The sequence below is a fragment of the Halomonas sp. THAF12 genome (assembly GCF_009363675.1).
Taxonomy (GTDB): domain Bacteria; phylum Pseudomonadota; class Gammaproteobacteria; order Pseudomonadales; family Halomonadaceae; genus Halomonas; species Halomonas smyrnensis.
Genome location: NZ_CP045399.1, coordinates 1,244,897 through 1,261,393, shown reverse-complemented (window position 1 = coordinate 1,261,393; position 16,497 = coordinate 1,244,897). Strand labels below are relative to the sequence as shown.

The window sequence follows — 16,497 nt, the reverse complement described above, 5'->3', positions numbered from 1 at the left end:
CCATGATGATGACGCTCGGCATGTTCGTGTTCAGCCTCTCCACCGCCGCCTATCAGGAGCTGCAACGCCAAACCGACTGGCGGCACCAGAGCCAGGGCCGCATCGGCCGCCGCCCGGCGCGCCAGTTCCTCGGCCCCGGCGAGGAAACCATCACCCTCACCGGCACCCTGCTGCCCCAGTTCACCGGCGGCCAGCAGAGCCTCGACCAGCTGCGCCAGATGGCCGACCAGGGCGCCGCCTGGCCGCTGATCGAGGGCGCCGGCACCTACTACGGCCTCTACGTCATCGGCTCGCTCAATGAGCGCAAGAGCGAGTTTTTTCGTGACGGCGCCGCCCAGCAGATCGAATTCGACCTGCGCCTCAAGCGCATCGACGAGGACGACAGCGCCCAGCTCGCCAGCACCGCCGCCATGCGCGCCCTGGCCACCGGGCTCGCCGGGGCCCTGGCATGAGCCTGTTCAGCGAACCGGGCCGCGCCGCCCGCACGCCGGACTACCGCCTCACCCTCATGGGCCAGCGCATCAGCCCCCAGGTTGGCGCCCGGCTGCAGCGCCTGCGCCTCACCGATCGACGCGGCCTCGAGGCCGACCAGCTCGACCTCACCCTGGAGGACCACGACGGCCGCCTGGCCCTGCCGCCCCGCGGCGCCGAGCTGCAACTCGCCCTGGGCTGGCGGGGCCAGCCGCTGTTGGACCGCGGCACCTACATCGTCGACGAGGTCGAGCACTCGGGCGCACCGGACGTGCTGACGATTCGGGCGAGGTCGGCGGACATGCGCCAGGGCCTGCCCGGCAAGCGCACCCAGAGCTGGGACGCCATCACCGTCGGCGAGATCATCAGCACCATCGCCGGCCGCCACGACCTGGAGCCCAGGACCGGCCAGCACCTCCAGGGCATCTACCTCGAGCACATCGACCAGACCGAGGAATCGGACCTGCACTTCCTCACCCGCCTGGCCGAGCGTTTCGACGCCATCGCCACCGTGAAGGCCGGCCGGCTGCTGTTCATCCCAGAGGGCGCCGGCCTCACCGCCGGCGGCACCGAGATTCCCGCCATCCGCCTGACCCGCCAGGTCGGCGACCGCCACCGCTACAGCGTCACCGACCGCGACGCCTACACCGGCGTCATCGCCCAATGGCACGACGAAGGCGCCGCCGAGCCCCGCGAAGTGGTCGCCGGCAGCGACGACGAGCCCAAGCGCCTGCGCCCCACCTACGCCACCCAGGACGACGCCCTGGCCGCCGCCCAGAGCGAATGGCAGCGCCTCCAACGCGGCGGCGCCTCGTTCACGCTCGACCTCGCCGAAGGCCGCCCCGAGCTCTACCCCGAGACCCCGGTCACGCTCAGCGGATGGAAGCGCGAGATCGACGCCATCGCCTGGCTGATCACCGAGATCAGCCACGACCTCAGCGACCGCGCGCTGACGAGTTCGGTGGAGATGGAGGTAAGGGGCGGCACATAGGGGGAGAACGCTCTGCTACCACATATAGTGACCACCCACAGGAAAACCACCACAGGTGCCAAAAAGCTGTGGATAACAAAGGTTGACACATGCTGCCTCTTGATTTAGGCAGGCTTGAAATTTATAACGCCGCCTGTAAATATGCAGTCAACAGATTGTTGAAAAGCCCGGCGCTATACCGGGATACGCATAGCCGCCGGGGTAACCCCCCGGCGGCTTTGCGCTCAACAGTCATCAAGGAGGGGGCTATGGCAACGTACAACGTGATCGAAATGGCCCAAAAGGCACGCGAACTGGCTTGGGACGGCAATTTCCCCGTCAACCCGATCGCAGTCGCCAAGGGCATCAACATCGTCAAAGGTAAAGGCGAGGAAGAGCAGCGCCTGTCCATCAGCATGGTGGGCGAGTCGCTGGGCGACCTCAGCGGATACGCCGAGTTCATCGAAGAACCCGAGCCGAGCTTCCGCTGTGCCTATAACCATGACGAGGCCTCCGTCCGTCAGCGCTTCACCCAGGCACACGAGCTGGGCCACGTGCTGCTGAACCACGTCAGCAAGGAACACACTCGCCTGCGCGATACCACCTTCAACGATCGAGGCGACTGGCGCGAAATCGACGCCAACGCCTTTGCCGCCGAGCTGATCATGCCTGCGGAGTATGTGCGCCACCAAGCCAGCAAGATTGCCGATATCGGCAAGCTGGCCAGGTACTTCGGCGTTTCTGCTACCGCCATCCGATATCGCCTGAGTAACCTGGGGCTGCTGTAGGGTGAGTGACGACGAAAATAGCTCTTTCCGCCTTGAGCGCAGCGGCAGCAACAAGAGCGATCCCGCTAGCACTCCAAATGACTTCAAGAAGAATGGCCGCCGGGGATCCGGCGGCCAGCAGAGCGACAAAGATAAGCTCGATGGCGAAATCCTGAGTCGTCATATCATCGGCAGAAGGATGAGTATCCTCGCCGTGCTGCTCATGGGTGCCTTTGCCACCGCCTTTTTCACCTATGCCATCCGGTTTGCCCACGGCTTCATCACCGCATACAAGAAGCATGTTGCGACCTGGGTGGAGAACGGCAATACACCGGACTTATCGTCGGTCATTCCTTTCATGGTCCCCATGGTGCCGGCCTTGTTCTTCTCAGCCCTCGGGCTGATCACGATGATCACCTGCATGCGCTTCATCTCCACCTACGTCAATCCTCAAGACGATGACCAAGATGGGGCATTACTCGAGCGGTTGGTGCGTGAAATCGCCGGCGCGATCAAGGCCGTCAAGGGTGGCGGTAGTGGCGAATAGCCACTATTTTCGCTCGCGTCCGCTTCGGTGAAATGACACTGGGAACCTGGAACAAGCTTAATTAGCCTGACGAATGGCTGATACTAGCTCTTGAGCTCTGCACCTCAGGTCAAGAACATCCAAGTCTAATCCTATATCGACAGCAGCTTTTGCCACCTTCACTTTGTCTACATTCTTGTAAACTTCTCCATCCTTACCCCTAAAATGGAGAACATTTTGATACTGACCAACCCTATGCCGGACACTAAATTTTTTATAAACCTTTTCAAGAGCCCAGCCCATCACTTCCCTTGGAACATAATTCTCAATTTCCTTCCCGCCTGTCACCCATGACAGACCACCACTCTCTTTTAGCTCACCTATCACCCTTAGCTTGGTAGGATTCAGTGAATCACCAGATTTTTTCTTATCGCTATCGATCAAAACACAGACTCTTCGGTTGATCTTCAGAAGCCTTATCAAGCCTTCACCATCGTCTCCATCTTCCAGCTCACCACTGGCTGTCAGATGGCTCAGCAGCCTGCCACCATAGAACATCACCGAGTAGTGAACACCTTCAACAAGGCTTTCATCGACCAGACGAATCCATTCTTTCAGATAAACACGATCAGAAGGCCCTTCCACCCAAACTATAAAATTTGACTGTATCAAATCGGAAGGACGATACCCGAGATCAAAAACAGCTTTTGCCTTATCACCCTCTGAGAATATTTTCAAAAATTTCGTAGAGTTCATGTTATCGAGATAAGCCCTAAAAACAGTAGACTCCTCATCATCAATCAAACTTGGGGAATGGGTGGCAATGAAATATTGATTTGATGTCTCTTCCTTTATAAAATTAATCAATCGCTTCTGAAGAATTGGATGGAGATGAATCTCAGGCTCTTCAATGCAAACTATAGAATCTTCAACCAGAGTGCAAAATGACGCGATCATAACAACTTCATGAATCCCCGTACCCAAAGAGCTAAGTGGCAAAACTCGCCCATTCATGTGAACAAGAACGCAATCTCTTTCGTGCGGGACCTCTATTTCTGCATCTTCACAGTTAGTCACGGACGAAAGAAATTTATTTATATTATCAAACTTCTTTTTTTCCTCACGCTCTGCAACACTAGGGTTCTGTAGCTTGGCAAGCTTCTCAATAAGCCCCTTTCCGCTCCACAATGATTCTTCGTACCCTTCAGAAGTTATTTCTCTTATAGCGGGAACAAAATGAACTCTTACACTCCTAGCGTCAATACAGCCTTTTATCCATGCGATAACCCCGGGTATGTGGTGCTGCTTGAATCCGCCCCCCCCACGCTTGGTCACAACACCCCAAAGACCTTGCCAAACCTGAGGCAGGGACACTTCAGCCAAATCATCTATGTCTGGCTCATGGAGAAACTTTAACTTATCCTCCCCCAAACCATTAGCCTGTTGATCGTACACAAGCCAGATCATGCCTTTATATGAAATAGAATTAATTACAGAATCAATAATCTGGCAATAGCCATTGTAAGCTCCTTTATACAATCCTGTCTTATCCAGAAGACTTTCCTTAGCGACCTCAGCAACCGGAAGAGACGAAAACCCAACCCCTCTTACCACTTGAAACTTGGTTGCTCCAAGGTGCACATCCAAAGATTCTACTGGAGGTAATTGACGTTCTCTAACCAAACCACAATACTGCTCTATCAAACCAGCTGCTTGATGACTAACAAAATGAAGAAAAGAAGACTTCCCGGAATTATTCTCACCTATTACAAAGTTCACCTTCCCAAAGCCATCAAGATACTGACACTCATCCCCGACTCCCTTATAGTTAGAAAAAACCACCCCCTCCAAGAAAACATCTTCACTCATGCCTTCACCCTCCCTGTAAGTAAAAAGAGATCACAAACTCACGACCTCTTAACCAATCCCCATAAAATGAGTAACCACTGTTCCAGCAACAGCCACGAATAGCGGCGCAAGCACCGTCGCCACCACTGGAATCGAAAATATCGACCCTCGATCATCCTCCTCCAATACCGGAGAACTTCGACGCTGGACGTTTCGCGGCGCTTCCCCGCTCACCGCAATGTCGTACTGTCGCTGCCTGTCTCTTGCCTTGGCTTTTCGGAGGGCTCTGGCGTCTCGATTCGCTGAACCAATCAGCATCGCGCTGCCCAGCATTACGAGATACATCACCAGCGCTCCTACGTTCTGAAGCGATATCCAGGCCTTTGGATTAACTGGATAAACAAGAACATCGAGGAAGGGAGCAATATGGATCGCGTGATAAAGCCTGGCAACGGTCTGAGCAGCGCCACGGGACATGGCGTCTAGGTGGATATTAGCACTGCCCTGATCCAAGGCTTGCCATACGCCCCACAAGAACGAATTCACCAGCAGGTAAAAGGCAACAAGCGCAACACTCCAACCCACCAAGCGCTTGATCCATATCCGTTTCTGAATCTCTCCAACCATCCATCATTCCTTTGATATATCTTCCGATGAACTGATGTCCTACTGCACAGCAGGCTGCCGAACCTTAGTCGATCGCCAAGGCCCGGCAGTATCCAAAGTGCGCAAACATGCACGAGGTAGGCGGGGTATTACGGACTCGCTATCCCCTAGCCTCTCGGCCTGGCTCATCTTCTGCAACGCGAAACCGCCAGTACCGGTCGGGCCTGACCCAGACCACATTCTCTTCGGTCAGGCGTCGAAAGGCAGTGAGAACGTTCCTTTTGATAGCCAGATTGCCGTCCGCATTTTCCCAAAGCAGGTCGTCCGCCTTCTGCTTGACCAGATAATCCACCACATCGTCCTGGTATAGGCATCCTTCCCGCTCTATCTCAGCAAGCATCCACGATGCTACGCCGGCAGGATCATTCATTGCTCTTTATCCACTTTCTCTAAAGAGTCATGAGGAAAGTATCCATTCTCTAACTTTTTACCTGCGAACCATTGACATGTATATCCAACAGGTTCGTCACCAGAAACACTCCGGACGGTCATTTCTGGACCACCAGACCTAAGCTTAACGATGTCACCAACTACGAACTGATCTGCCATCTTTCCACTCCTTTTGCATGACTAAGGTTACGAGGCCTGCACTTCATATTGCAGGTGCTTCACCACCACGCCCCGACAAGCCGACTGTCGGGCCCAGGTAGATTCCTGCGGCCCGGCGGTCTGCATCAGCCGAAAGCGCCCGCCGATCCGGTGGCTGCGGCAGAGCTGCAGGCTGTCCTCGCCCTGCACCGCCACCAGGTCGCCGTGTTGGACCGGGCGCGCTTCGTCGATCACCAGCACGTCGCCCTCGATGATCTCGCCGTCGACGCCGGCATCCTCCCCCACTTCCACGAGGTAGCAGCTCGGCGGCAGGCGCCGAACGTCCAGCGTCTCGAGGGCGGGATGGTCATGGCCCGGCAGTGCCGGGCCGAGGTAGTGAAGTCGCATAGGCCAGGATCAGTCGAAGCTGAACTCGCTGCGGTTATTGCCAGCGGACACTTCCATATCCACACAGCTCTCCAGCAAGGAGTAGCTGCCTGGCCCGGTCACACTGGCCACGTTGCGGCAGTGATTCTGGATATTCGCCGGCAGGCCCGACCACTGGTCCTTGAGCCCGTTGTAGGCGGACTGCTCCATGTCGATGCAGCTGTTGTAGAGCGAGTTACTGGGGCTGCCGCCAACCGCCGCCACCTGCTCGCAGTGAGCCTCGACATCGAAGCGCGGCATGTCGGCGGCACTCGACGCCAGGGGAAAGAAGGCCACGAGAGCCGTCATCAGCAAGCGCATGTCACATCTCCTCCAGTACGGCCACCACCTGGTCGGCGGTATCTTGGGAAACGTCGCGGTTGAGCTGCGCGACGACATGCCCGCTCTCGGATGCGTAACGATGGGGGCCCGCGAGGCTCGCCAGACCATCAAAGTAGCCCTTCACCTCGCTGCACTCGGCGGGATCGTTGCAGATGAAGAACTGGCCACCCTTCGGGGCCACCTCCTCGAGCACGATGGTGACGTGATGCTGGTACTCGCCCGGCACCATGCTGCTGTCGTTGGGGTCTTCCTCGATCACTTCGGTGATGCCGAGATCCGCGTCTTGCAGGGCCTCAACTAGGCCTGCCTGAGTGACCGGCTCATCGGAGCTAGAGCACCCGGCCAGAGCGGCCAGAGTGAGAATGGAAAGTGCGCGCTTCATCCCTACGCCTCCTTGCGTCTGCGTTGTGCCGCCCTTGCCGGGCGGTTTCTTATCGAGCGCGGCGGCCTCCCACCGCATTTACAGCTTCCCGTCTTTGCAGGAATGCAGTTTTACGGTTACGAGATCCTGCCGATGCGGACCTCGCAGCGCCCCAGGATCTCCACTTCCCGCATCTGCTCGGGCGGGATCATCTCGGGCTGGTAGTGATCGTTGTCGCTGATCAGGTAGAGCGCGCCGCCGGCCAGGCGCTGCACGCGCTTGATGCGACGCTCGCCGCTGACCAGCAGCAGAAACACCCCTTCCTGGCGCGGGTCGGTGTTGCTCAGATCGACCAGCGTCCAGTCGCCATCCTCCAGGGTGCCTTCCATCGAATCGCCGCGGACCTGCACGCCGGCCACTCGCCCGGGCGAAAGCCCCAGGGCCGAGAGCTGCTCCGGCGGGAAATACAGTGTGGTCTTGATCGGCTCGGCCTCGAGGCTGCGGCCGGCACCGGCAGCGGCCTCGATGTCGTACATCGCCACCGGCACCGCGTCGGCGCTCGGCGTCGGGCTGCCCAGCCCGATCGGCGTGCCGTCCTCGACGCGGTAGGCGGCCTGGGAACCGTTTGATCCTGCCACCGAACGGTTACCCGTCAGCAGGTACTGCACATCGACGCCGGCATTGGCGATCGACGTCAGATAGTCGGCCTTCGGGCTACGCTGCTCGCCTTCATAGAGCATCTGAGTCTTTTTTGTGACGCCAGCAAGGTCACCAAACTGGGTCTGATTCATCCCCAGACGTTCCCTTTCCTCGCGCAACCTTTCCCCTAAAGACACCATTCGGTATTTACTTCCCTTGACATGGATACCGTTCGGTTCCATTATTCGGTTCACACGCATACACACAGGACCACACTATGCCCCGCCCCATGACCCGCGAGCAAGCGAGGCAGGAGCTGGACCGGCGCGGTATCACCGTCGCCGACTTCTGCCGCGCTCACGACCTCACTCCGAACCTGGTCTACGACCTGCTCGCCGGTCGCAAGAAGGGCAAGCGGGGCGAGGCCCACCGGGCCGCCGTGTTGCTCGGCATCAAGGACGGCGTCATCGACGACGTCGAGGACTTTCCGCCCAAGCCCGAGCAGTGACCTGCCCGTTCCCATCCTGACCTGCTGCATAAGGAAATCTGCCATGTACCAGGACCCCAAACGTGTTCGTCGCCACAAGCAAACCATTTATCTCGACGACTACGAGCTCGCGATCGTCGAGGCGCACGCCAACTACTCAGGCCTGCCCAAGGCGACGTTGATGCGCCAGATGGCCTTCGAGAGTGCCAAGGAAGTGCCCGGAACCGCACCGACGCCCCAGCAGCCGACTCAGCCCATGGTGGCGGAGCGGAGCACCTGAAAGAAGGCGTACATACACCGTGCAAAAACGAGGCTCGCATGCCGGAAATCACCGTCGACACCGACGACTACGAGATGGAGTACCTGGAGGCTGTCCGCCAGCGCGAAGGGCTGGAGACATGCGATCAGGCCCTTGAGTTTCTGGTGCGCAAGAGCATCCGCGAAGGCAACCGGCGACTCACCGGCCGCGGCCGCGCCCTCTACCCCGTCAAACCCCAAGGAGGCCATCGGTGAGGATCACCTGCCCCCATTGCCGTGACAGCGTCGTCACCCGATCGAGCGTCAGGCCGCACGACGCCCTCTACTGGGCCTATGCCCAGTGCATCAATCCCGAGTGCGGGTGGGGCGGCAAGATCCTGATCGAGTTCGCCACCACCCGAGCCCCGAGCCAGACCCCTCGCCCGGGCGTGCAGATTCCGGCCGACCCGGAGCTGCGCCGCCTGCTGCGCGACCAGCTGCTGACCGGCAGCGATTAACCCGATAAGGAGATCACCATGTCCAACGTTGCCCCGATCCGCCCCGGCGCCGCCCCTCAGCTCGACCCGCACAACGTCGCCATCGGCCGCCTGTGGCGCCACCGCGACTGGCACCGCGCCGAGGCCCTCGATGACTGCATCGACTACCTCTGCGAGGCCCACGAGATGACCGAACGCACCGCCGAGAACGCCGCCCTGCAGGCGCTCGCCGAGCTGGAGACGATCAACCGGCGCGAGACCATCGACCTCGCCGCCACCACCAGCCACGCGGTGGTGATCACCAACGCCGCCGGACAGCGCATCGCCCTCACCGTCAGCGACCTGCGCGAGCTGCTCAAGGGCCACGACCTCCAGGTCGGCAACACCGTCGGCGGCACCCTGCTGATGCTGGAACGCCCCACGCACTAACCCCCTTTCGTCCCCCGTTCGCCAACGTCGCCACGCCCGTGGGAGGGAACCTCATGCCTAGCAACGTCAGCCACCTGCCTGTCACGCATCGCCAGACGCCCGCCGTGGAGCCCGACCGCGGCGAATGGGGCGCCCTGCGCGCCGAACTGCACGACCGCTGCAACGACCAGGACCTGGCCACGCTGTGGGCCGAGCTGGCCGCCGGTGAGCGCCGCGCGCTGATGGCCAGCGCCCGGCTGGTGGAACGCGATCCGCGCCTCGCCATCCACGATCTGCCCAAGCCCAGCCGCGACGCCCTGCGCGCCGCCATCCACCGCATGAGCCAGTACGCCGCCCAGCTGCGCGACAGCATGAACGGGCACCGCCCGCACAAGAGCCGCGAGCTGGCGGCCCACGCCCGTCAGGCATTGGCCGACGGCAACACCGAGGCCGCGCTGCACTGGCTGGCCATCATCGAGCGGGGGGTGGCGTGATGCTCAACGACACCCTCAGCCGCCTGTGGCTCGACAAGAGCGACCTCGAGCAGCGCGCCCACCAGCTGCGCCAGGCCGGCCATACCACGGCATCCCGCGAACTCGGCCAGGCCGCGTACCGGCTGGGCAACCAGCTGATCGAAGTCGAGGCCGTGGTGCAGGAGTTCGCCGCCGAGCTGGCCGCCACCGACCAGCCGACAGCACCCATCGCCGAGGCCCTCCCGGCCCAACAGGAGGCGCATTGATGTCCGTCGCGCTCGAGCAATCCCGCGACTACGGCACCCCGGAGTGCCACCAGTGGCGTCAGGGCTTCTTCGATGCCCTGCCCTCTCTGGCCGAGGATCTGGCCGCCGGCTTCGTGCACGTCGCCAAGCGCTACGGCAACGCCGCCGGCAATACCTGGCTGCGCCGCAACACCCAGGGCCTCATCGACCCGGGTCGCGTCTATCGCCGCTTCGCCCCGATCGCCGACGACCTGGAACGCGGCGCGGCCTCGCTGCGCCGCCTCGAGCGAACCACTATCGAGGGCATCCAGGCCGAGAACGCCTGGCTGGCCGGCGTCGAGAAGCGCCTGACCGTGGGCGCCCTGAACGCCACCCACGACGACGAGGCCCTGGTGCGCTACGCCGAGGCCCAGGCCCGCGCCGTGGACGATGAGCGCCAGAAGCTGATCGGCGGCATTGCCGACTACAACCGCCGCCGCCAGCACGGCCTGCTGCCCCCGCCGGCCCGAGCCGTTTCGCCCCAGGGCGAGACGCTCTCGGCCAAGCTGACCGACTACCGCGACCAGCTCGCCGACAGCCGCAACGCCCTGACCCCGCCGCCGGCGGCCGTGCCGCTGATGAAGGTGATGCGCTTCGCCTACCACCCGCCGATGAGCCTGGCCGTGGTCGACGAGATCGCCCTCAAGAAGGCTCGCCAGCGCGCCGCCCTGCATGACATCGAGCCGCCGGCCCGCCGCTCGCGCACCGCCGTGCAGCTGGCCCGGCTGAGCTGCTCGCTGTGGTGGCGCCGCAAGCTGCGCCGCACCGCCGGCCGCCGCCTCGAGCAGGTCCAGCGCGAGGCCCACCGAGTGCATGCCCGCGCCGGCATCTACTGCAGCGACATGACCGTCGAACGCCGGCGCAGCCAGAAGGTGCGCAACCGCGCCCTGCTGGAGACGCTTGAAGCGATCAACCAGGACGGCCAGGTCTACAGCCTCGCCGAGCTGGCCGAGCTGGGACTGGCCAACGCCGACCACCGCCGCGCCGAGCTGATGCTGCGCATCCGCGACACCGAGAACGAGGCCCGCCGCCTCGGGCACGCCGGCATGTTCTACACCATCACCGCGCCGTCGCGCTTCCACCCGGTGCTGCACAAGAATTCGCGCCGCAACCGCAAGTACGACGGCAGCACCCCGCGCGAGGCTCAGCAGCACATCCAGAAGCTGTGGTCCCAGGCCCGCGCCAAGCTGGCCCGCGAGGGCCTGGGCGTGTACGGCATCCGCGTGGTCGAGCCCAACCACGACGGCACGCCCCACTGGCACCTGCTGCTGTGGATGGAGCCGGAGGCCGAGCCGCGCGTGACCGAGATCCTGCGCGAGTACGCCGAGGCCGAGTCGCCGGACGAGCTCTACGACCGCCGCGGCCACAAGACCACCGCCCGCTTCAAGCCGGTGCGCATCGACTACTCCCGCGGCACGGCCGCCGGCTACGTGGCCAAGTACGTCAGCAAGAACATCAACGGTGAGCAGTTCGCCCGCGACGGCGTCGAGAACGACCACCAGGACCGCTACGGCCACGAGCTTTCCGACGCCGCGCCGCGCATCGAGGCCTGGGCCGCCACCTGGGGCATCCGCCAGTTCCAGTTCCTGGGCCTGCCCAGCGTCACCGTGTGGCGCGAGGTGCGCCGCCTGACCGAGAAGCAGGAAGAGACGCTGCGCCAGTGGGAGGAAGCCACCCGCCCGGCGCCGACCGTCTCCGAGCGCATGGGGCTGATCCGCGAGGCGGCCAACGCCGGCCAGTGGGATCTGTTCATGCGCCTGATGGGCGGCCCCAACACGCCCCGCGCCGAGCAGCCGATCAAGCCGTGGCGCCTCAACCGCCCCGACACCGAGCAGGCCGAGTTCAGCCACGCCACCGGTGAGGCGCACCAGGGCGTGGAAGCCCGCGGCCGCTACGGCGAGCCGGTGAAGGCCACCTGGGGGCTGGTAGTCCGCGACGGCCGCGGCCGCCAGGCCGAATACCTCACGCGCCTGTACCGGTGGGAGATTCGCTCCCGCCAGCGGGCGGCGGGCCGTTCCGGAGCCGGCGAAGCCGGCGACGCTTGGACTCGTGTCACTAACTGTACGGGGGTGGATATCGCCCCCCGCACTCCCCCACCGGAGGTCCTCGCCGAGCAGGTGGCGCGCTTCGAAGAGTGGCGGCAAAGCGACGACGTTCGCGCCGCCCAGGAAGACGCCGACCTCGAGGCCCGCATGGTCCGCGCCGCGGCCCAGCGGCTGTTCCAACCACCCGCACCACCTGAGTCAGAAAGGATGCTTTCTGACCAAAATGTGCCGATTTGATCAACAAGGAGAACGTCATGCCTAACGCCCAACCACACCACCCGGAGCCGCGCGGCATCCTGCAGGACGCCGGCGAGCTTGCCGTGCTCAGCGAGGACAGCGGGCAGGTCCACCACCGCTTCGCCATGGTGGTGGCCTTCAACAGCGAGGAGGAGCTGCGCCAGGCCCTCGCCGACCACCACTGCGCCTACCGCGACGGGCAGGCCATCCAGGAGCGCATCGCCAATGGCTGACAAGGCAGACATCGCCGGCGAGCTGATCGAGCAGCGCATGGAGCACGTCATGCAAAGCTGGCCACGCCGGGTCGAGATCCAGGGCGTCCTCGCCATCGCGTGCGAAGACTGCGGCGAAGAGATCCCGGCCGCCCGCCGCCAGGCCGCGCCCTGGGCGGCCACCTGCATCGAATGCCAGTCCATCCGCGAGAGGAAGCGCCGCCATGTCAGATAAGTCGCAGGTCATCACCGATCCCATCGCCGCAGACATCCTGGCCAACCGGACCGCCTACAGCCTGGCTCGGGAAGTCCTGGGACTGCGAACCGCCCTGGAAGAGGCCCGCGCCGACCTCGACGGCGTAGCCGCCCAGTTCGGCGAGATCGGTCGCCTGGTGCCCACCGACTACCAGGATCGCAGCGAGCTGTTCGGCGCCCTGCTGCGCATCATTCAGAAGGTGCCGTCCGGCGCCCGGGCACGCGCCGAGGCCTCGGCGCTGCGTCGCTACGCCATGCGGCTTCACGAACAGCACGACTGGCGCGATCACCTCCTGGTCGAGGCCGATCGCATCGAGCAGAACGCCAAGGAGCTGAACAAGGGGGAAGCATCATGAGGGTCAAGGTCGCCAACCAGTGGCACGACAGCGACGAGGAGCCCGTCGCCATTCAGGTAAGCACCGTAGAGCAGCAGCAGATCGGGAGCATGGACAGGACCCAGGCGCCGAATGGCCGCTATGCCGTATTCCCGGATGCCTGGAGCGCCAACCAGGAAGCGATGCGCGATTGGGTCCGCGGTGAAGGCGAGCAGCCGCCCTCCCTCCAGCGCAAGCTGGACGAGGCCCACGCCCTGCTGATCTGGATGATGGGCATCCTGCCCGAAGAGCTCGAGCCGCCGCTGCTCAAGGAGATGGGCGACGTCCTTCACGCCCGGCAGATGGGCCGCAAGATGCTCGAGGAGAAGTACGCCCTTGCCCGGATGACCGCGCGGATGTCACTCCACAAGGCCCACCAGTTGGAATCCGAGCGCGACGCGCTGGCCAACCGCGTGGACTTCCTCAACCGGCAGAACAGCGCCCAGGCCGAGCAGATGGACGAGATGGAGGATCAGGTCAGCCAGATGAGTGCCCGGGTGGTCGAGGGCGACGTCGAGCGCGACAAGCTGGCGGTGCGGGCGCGGGAGGTCGAGGAGGAACTGCAGCACGTCCAGGGCCAGCGCGATGCCGCCATCCTGAGAGCGCAGCGGGCAGAAGATGGGCAACATACTGCTCAGGACTGCGACCACCCCTGTCATTCTGAGCAACATATCACTCAGGACTGCAAGCACCCCCACCATTCTGAGCAACATGCCGCTCATTCGACGGGAGCGGCGTCATGAGCCAGACCGCCACCAAGGGCGGGCCCAGGGCCCGCCAGGCGGCGATGCTCTGCCGGTCCGCCGCCTTCCGGCTCTACCTGGATCGCCGCCGCCGGCACAAGTTCGGCCTCACCGATAGCCAGCTGCCGGATGGCACCCACGACGAGCAGGACGCCCGCGACTGGCTGTGCGCCGCCTGCGGCATCGAAAGCCGCGCCGAGCTGGACCATCGCCCCGAGGCGGAGCGCATCTTCCGCCAGATCCGCAACCGCTTCAACGCCTGGCGTGCCAGGAACAGGGAGACATCATGAAAACCGAGTTCATGCTGCTGGCCGTGTACGAGAAGCCGCTGATTCCGCTCGAGACCTTCGCCAGGGACATCATGGGAGTCGAGCTGCAGACCGCCCGCAACCGCATCGCCGCCGGCACCTTCCCGGTGCCGCTGACCCGCACCGCCCGGCAGCCGATGGTGCACATCAACGACGCCGCCAAGTACATCGACGAACAGCGCGAGACCGCGGCCTAACGGCCGCGATCCCGGTCCCGCTTCGCCAGATCTCCCGCCCTCAGATTCACATACCGCCGCAAGCTCCCCCAGTCTCGGTGGCCCGACACCAGGGCCACCTCCTGGATCTGATACCCCCGCTCGAACAGCCGGCTGATGCCCTCATGGCGCAGGTCATGGAAGTGCAGGTCCTCGATCTTCAGGTGCCGGCAGATCCGCCGAAACCCATTCGAGACTGACTCGGCCCCGTAGGGAAACACGCGCTCGTCGTCCCTCGACTGGGCTTCGATGATCGCCTGGCTCTCGCCCATCAGCGGCACTTCCTGGTCGGTCTTCTGCGTGGGGTGCTTGCGCAGCCGGATGATCACCGTACCCGCCTCGAAGTCGACGTCTGCCCAGCGCAGGCTGCAGATCTCGTCCAGCCGCATGCAGGACTCCACCGCGAAGCGGATCAGGTCGTGATAGCGAATCCGCCGAAGGGCGCGATTGTGCTTGGTGTGCACCAGGAGCGCCTCGAGCTCGTCGTCGGCCGGCCGCCGGTCGCGGCTCTGCGGCGAGCCGATCAGGCCGCCCCGCTTCAATCCCTGACGCCACGATGACACGCGATCCCGATACTCGGCAGGCAGGCGCCCCTCGACGATGGCCGTGGTGATCGCGCCCGAGAGGAACATGATGTCGTGCTGGGTGGTGGATGGCTTCACGCCGTCGACGGTCAGCCGCGACTGGCAGAAGTCGGCCAGGCGCTTGTAGTCCAGCTCGCTGACCAGGGTCTCCTCACCGAGCCCAGCCTTAACGCTGCGCCCGGAGGTCTCGTTCTTCCGCCCGCGGTCGGAAGTCTGCTTCAGGTGTACCAGGTGAGCGTCGACCACATCGCCCAACGTCGGCACCGGCCCCAGGCCCAGATCGCCCGCTTCCAGCGCGTCCTCGACCTGCCGCGCCCAGGCCTGCGCACGCGCCTTCGTGCTGAATGTCCTACTCTGTGCCGGGTGCCCTTTCTTGCGTACAATGGCGCGCCACCGAGTCCCGCGCTTCTGAAAAGTCGCCATGGTGTACCAGCCTCCTGCGTAAATCGTCCACAACCCGAAAAGTGGTGCAGAGATGGTACAGCAAGGCCGGTTATAAGCGGTATCAGTCGGGACTAAACAGTATATTTATACAGTATGGCGAACACGCCAAGCGATTGATATGACTCAAAAAGACCCGCTTTCAGAGGCTCGCCGGTTCAGTGTTGCCCCCATGATGGACTGGACGACCCGCGACTACCGCGCATTCGCCCGGACCCTGACGCGCCGCACCCTGCTCTACACCGAGATGGTGACCACCGGCGCCATCCTGCACGGCAGCCCCCGCGAGCGCTTCCTGGGCTACGACGACGTGGAGCATCCGCTGGCCCTTCAGCTCGGCGGAAGCGACGCCGGCGCACTGGCCGAGTGCGCGGCGATCGCCGAGGCCTGGGGCTATGACGAGGTCAATCTCAACGTCGGCTGCCCCAGCGACCGGGTACAGAACAACCTGATCGGCGCCTGCCTGATGGCCCATCCCGAGAAGGTGGCGGCGGCGGTGGCGGCGATGCGCGAGGCGGTGTCGATCCCGGTCACCGTGAAGTGTCGCATCGGCATCGACGACCAGGACGAGGACGCCGACCTGGCGCACTTCATCGAGCAGGTCGCCGACGCCGGCTGCGAGGTGTTCACCGTGCATGCCCGCAAGGCCTGGCTGGAGGGGCTGTCGCCGAAGGAGAACCGCGACGTGCCGCCGCTCAACTACGGCCGCGTGCATCGCCTCAAGCAGCAGCGCCCCGACCTGCACATCGGCATCAACGGCGGCATCAAGACGCTCGACGAGTGCCAGGCCCAGCTCGAGCACGTGGACAGCGTGATGGTCGGCCGCGAGGCCTACCAGAACCCCTGGCTGCTGGCCGACGTCGACCGTCGCCTCTACGGCGAGGACGGCCCCGCGGCGGATCGCCATGCCGCCGCCGAGGCCTTGCGCCCCTACATCGCCCGCCGGCTCGAGGAAGGCGCGAGGCTCAACCACATGACCCGCCACCTGCTCGGCCTGTTCCAGGGCTGCCCGGGCGGGCGCAAGTTCCGCCGCCATCTCTCGGAGCATGCCCACCGCGAGGGCGCCGGCCTCGCGGTGTTCGACGACGCCCTGGGCCTGGTGCCCCGGCCGCAGGAGACCAGCCTGGCCGGCTGAGCCGTCCGTCGGCGGTAA

28 protein-coding genes are annotated in these 16,497 nt (G+C 63.4%); 19 read left to right on the top strand and 9 right to left on the bottom strand.

Annotated features, from left to right (window positions below):
* The first annotated feature begins 2 nt into the window (after nt 1-2).
* The 4 genes from FIU88_RS05725 to FIU88_RS05710 all read left to right on the top strand — a co-directional run bounded on the left by FIU88_RS05725 (nt 3) and on the right by FIU88_RS05710 (nt 2,755).
* Entirely contained in the window at nt 3-452 is a 450-nt protein-coding gene (locus FIU88_RS05725) for a phage tail protein (RefSeq protein WP_152478509.1), read from the top strand.
* On the top strand, nt 449-1,462 hold the full coding sequence (locus tag FIU88_RS05720) for a phage late control D family protein (RefSeq protein WP_152478508.1): 1,014 nt from the start codon (nt 449-451) through the stop codon (nt 1,460-1,462). Before FIU88_RS05725 ends, FIU88_RS05720 begins: the two co-directional genes overlap by 4 nt.
* A gap of 248 nt (nt 1,463-1,710) precedes the next feature.
* Nucleotides 1,711-2,229: an ImmA/IrrE family metallo-endopeptidase gene (locus tag FIU88_RS05715; RefSeq protein WP_172977666.1), complete on the top strand. Its 519-nt coding sequence runs from the start codon at nt 1,711-1,713 to the stop codon at nt 2,227-2,229.
* Between the two features lies 1 nt (nt 2,230).
* A complete protein-coding gene (locus tag FIU88_RS05710; protein ID WP_152478506.1) occupies nt 2,231-2,755 on the top strand; it encodes a hypothetical protein in 525 nt (174 codons plus the stop codon).
* A gap of 57 nt (nt 2,756-2,812) precedes the next feature.
* Here the strand turns inward: FIU88_RS05710 and FIU88_RS05705 are convergent, their stop codons facing one another.
* The 8 genes from FIU88_RS05705 to FIU88_RS05670 all read right to left on the bottom strand — a co-directional run bounded on the left by FIU88_RS05705 (nt 2,813) and on the right by FIU88_RS05670 (nt 7,696).
* On the bottom strand, nt 2,813-4,603 hold the full coding sequence (locus FIU88_RS05705) for an AAA family ATPase (RefSeq protein WP_152478505.1): 1,791 nt from the start codon (nt 4,601-4,603) through the stop codon (nt 2,813-2,815).
* 48 nt (nt 4,604-4,651) lie between these two features.
* Nucleotides 4,652-5,209, bottom strand: a complete 558-nt coding sequence (locus tag FIU88_RS05700; protein WP_152478504.1) for a hypothetical protein — start codon at nt 5,207-5,209, stop codon at nt 4,652-4,654.
* A 139-nt stretch (nt 5,210-5,348) separates the two neighbouring features.
* A complete protein-coding gene (locus FIU88_RS05695) occupies nt 5,349-5,618 on the bottom strand; it encodes a hypothetical protein (protein ID WP_152478503.1) in 270 nt (89 codons plus the stop codon).
* Nucleotides 5,615-5,797, bottom strand: coding sequence for a YodC family protein (locus tag FIU88_RS05690; protein WP_152478502.1), 183 nt, complete (start codon nt 5,795-5,797; stop codon nt 5,615-5,617). The genes FIU88_RS05695 and FIU88_RS05690 overlap by 4 nt, the downstream gene beginning before the upstream one ends.
* A 27-nt stretch (nt 5,798-5,824) precedes the next feature.
* Nucleotides 5,825-6,184 (bottom strand): hypothetical protein, encoded by a 360-nt coding sequence (locus tag FIU88_RS05685; protein ID WP_152478501.1) that lies wholly within the window; start codon nt 6,182-6,184, stop codon nt 5,825-5,827.
* Nucleotides 6,185-6,193: 9 nt separating this feature from the next.
* Entirely contained in the window at nt 6,194-6,523 is a 330-nt protein-coding gene (locus tag FIU88_RS05680; RefSeq protein ID WP_152478500.1) for a hypothetical protein, read from the bottom strand.
* Nucleotide 6,524: 1 nt separating this feature from the next.
* Nucleotides 6,525-6,926 carry a hypothetical protein gene (locus tag FIU88_RS05675; protein ID WP_152478499.1) on the bottom strand — a complete coding sequence of 134 codons (402 nt, stop codon included), beginning with the start codon at nt 6,924-6,926 and terminating at the stop codon, nt 6,525-6,527.
* Nucleotides 6,927-7,042: 116 nt separating this feature from the next.
* The gene (locus tag FIU88_RS05670; RefSeq protein WP_172977665.1) at nt 7,043-7,696 is read right to left on the bottom strand and encodes a helix-turn-helix transcriptional regulator; all 654 of its coding nucleotides are present in this window, start codon (nt 7,694-7,696) and stop codon (nt 7,043-7,045) included.
* Nucleotides 7,697-7,821: 125 nt separating this feature from the next.
* On the opposite strand from FIU88_RS05670, the gene FIU88_RS05665 reads away from it, so the two are divergent.
* The 14 genes from FIU88_RS05665 to FIU88_RS05605 are packed head-to-tail and all read left to right on the top strand — an operon-like array spanning nt 7,822 to nt 14,301.
* Complete coding sequence (locus tag FIU88_RS05665; protein WP_152478497.1) at nt 7,822-8,052, top strand: DNA-binding protein; 231 nt, start codon at nt 7,822-7,824, stop codon at nt 8,050-8,052.
* A 43-nt stretch (nt 8,053-8,095) separates the two neighbouring features.
* Nucleotides 8,096-8,311, top strand: a complete 216-nt coding sequence (locus FIU88_RS05660) for a hypothetical protein (RefSeq protein ID WP_152478496.1) — start codon at nt 8,096-8,098, stop codon at nt 8,309-8,311.
* A gap of 38 nt (nt 8,312-8,349) precedes the next feature.
* Nucleotides 8,350-8,544 (top strand): hypothetical protein, encoded by a 195-nt coding sequence (locus FIU88_RS05655; protein WP_152478495.1) that lies wholly within the window; start codon nt 8,350-8,352, stop codon nt 8,542-8,544.
* Nucleotides 8,541-8,786, top strand: a complete 246-nt coding sequence (locus FIU88_RS05650) for an ogr/Delta-like zinc finger family protein (protein ID WP_152478494.1) — start codon at nt 8,541-8,543, stop codon at nt 8,784-8,786. The genes FIU88_RS05655 and FIU88_RS05650 overlap by 4 nt, the downstream gene beginning before the upstream one ends.
* Before the next feature lie 18 nt (nt 8,787-8,804).
* Complete coding sequence (locus FIU88_RS05645) at nt 8,805-9,194, top strand: hypothetical protein (protein WP_152478493.1); 390 nt, start codon at nt 8,805-8,807, stop codon at nt 9,192-9,194.
* A gap of 53 nt (nt 9,195-9,247) precedes the next feature.
* Nucleotides 9,248-9,667, top strand: a complete 420-nt coding sequence (locus FIU88_RS05640) for a hypothetical protein (RefSeq protein ID WP_152478492.1) — start codon at nt 9,248-9,250, stop codon at nt 9,665-9,667.
* On the top strand, nt 9,667-9,912 hold the full coding sequence (locus FIU88_RS05635) for a hypothetical protein (protein ID WP_152478491.1): 246 nt from the start codon (nt 9,667-9,669) through the stop codon (nt 9,910-9,912). The genes FIU88_RS05640 and FIU88_RS05635 overlap by 1 nt, the downstream gene beginning before the upstream one ends.
* A complete protein-coding gene (locus tag FIU88_RS05630) occupies nt 9,912-12,212 on the top strand; it encodes a replication endonuclease (protein ID WP_152478490.1) in 2,301 nt (766 codons plus the stop codon). The genes FIU88_RS05635 and FIU88_RS05630 overlap by 1 nt, the downstream gene beginning before the upstream one ends.
* 17 nt (nt 12,213-12,229) lie before the next feature.
* A complete protein-coding gene (locus FIU88_RS05625) occupies nt 12,230-12,445 on the top strand; it encodes a hypothetical protein (protein ID WP_152478489.1) in 216 nt (71 codons plus the stop codon).
* Nucleotides 12,438-12,659, top strand: coding sequence for a TraR/DksA C4-type zinc finger protein (locus tag FIU88_RS05620; RefSeq protein ID WP_152478488.1), 222 nt, complete (start codon nt 12,438-12,440; stop codon nt 12,657-12,659). The genes FIU88_RS05625 and FIU88_RS05620 overlap by 8 nt, the downstream gene beginning before the upstream one ends.
* Nucleotides 12,649-13,035, top strand: coding sequence for a hypothetical protein (locus FIU88_RS05615; RefSeq protein WP_152478487.1), 387 nt, complete (start codon nt 12,649-12,651; stop codon nt 13,033-13,035). Before FIU88_RS05620 ends, FIU88_RS05615 begins: the two co-directional genes overlap by 11 nt.
* Nucleotides 13,032-13,796 carry a hypothetical protein gene (locus FIU88_RS05610; RefSeq protein ID WP_152478486.1) on the top strand — a complete coding sequence of 255 codons (765 nt, stop codon included), beginning with the start codon at nt 13,032-13,034 and terminating at the stop codon, nt 13,794-13,796. The genes FIU88_RS05615 and FIU88_RS05610 overlap by 4 nt, the downstream gene beginning before the upstream one ends.
* Entirely contained in the window at nt 13,793-14,086 is a 294-nt protein-coding gene (locus FIU88_RS19115; RefSeq protein WP_172977664.1) for a hypothetical protein, read from the top strand. The genes FIU88_RS05610 and FIU88_RS19115 overlap by 4 nt, the downstream gene beginning before the upstream one ends.
* A complete protein-coding gene (locus FIU88_RS05605) occupies nt 14,083-14,301 on the top strand; it encodes a pyocin activator PrtN family protein (RefSeq protein ID WP_046079964.1) in 219 nt (72 codons plus the stop codon). Before FIU88_RS19115 ends, FIU88_RS05605 begins: the two co-directional genes overlap by 4 nt.
* On the opposite strand, the gene FIU88_RS05600 is transcribed toward FIU88_RS05605, so the two are convergent.
* Nucleotides 14,298-15,326, bottom strand: coding sequence for a site-specific integrase (locus tag FIU88_RS05600; RefSeq protein ID WP_152478485.1), 1,029 nt, complete (start codon nt 15,324-15,326; stop codon nt 14,298-14,300). The genes FIU88_RS05605 and FIU88_RS05600 overlap by 4 nt on opposite strands.
* A 139-nt stretch (nt 15,327-15,465) precedes the next feature.
* Here FIU88_RS05600 and dusA point away from each other — a divergent pair, with 139 nt between their 5' ends.
* Nucleotides 15,466-16,479, top strand: a complete 1,014-nt coding sequence (dusA, locus tag FIU88_RS05595) for a tRNA dihydrouridine(20/20a) synthase DusA (protein ID WP_152478484.1) — start codon at nt 15,466-15,468, stop codon at nt 16,477-16,479.
* The last annotated feature ends 18 nt before the right edge of the window (nt 16,480-16,497 follow it).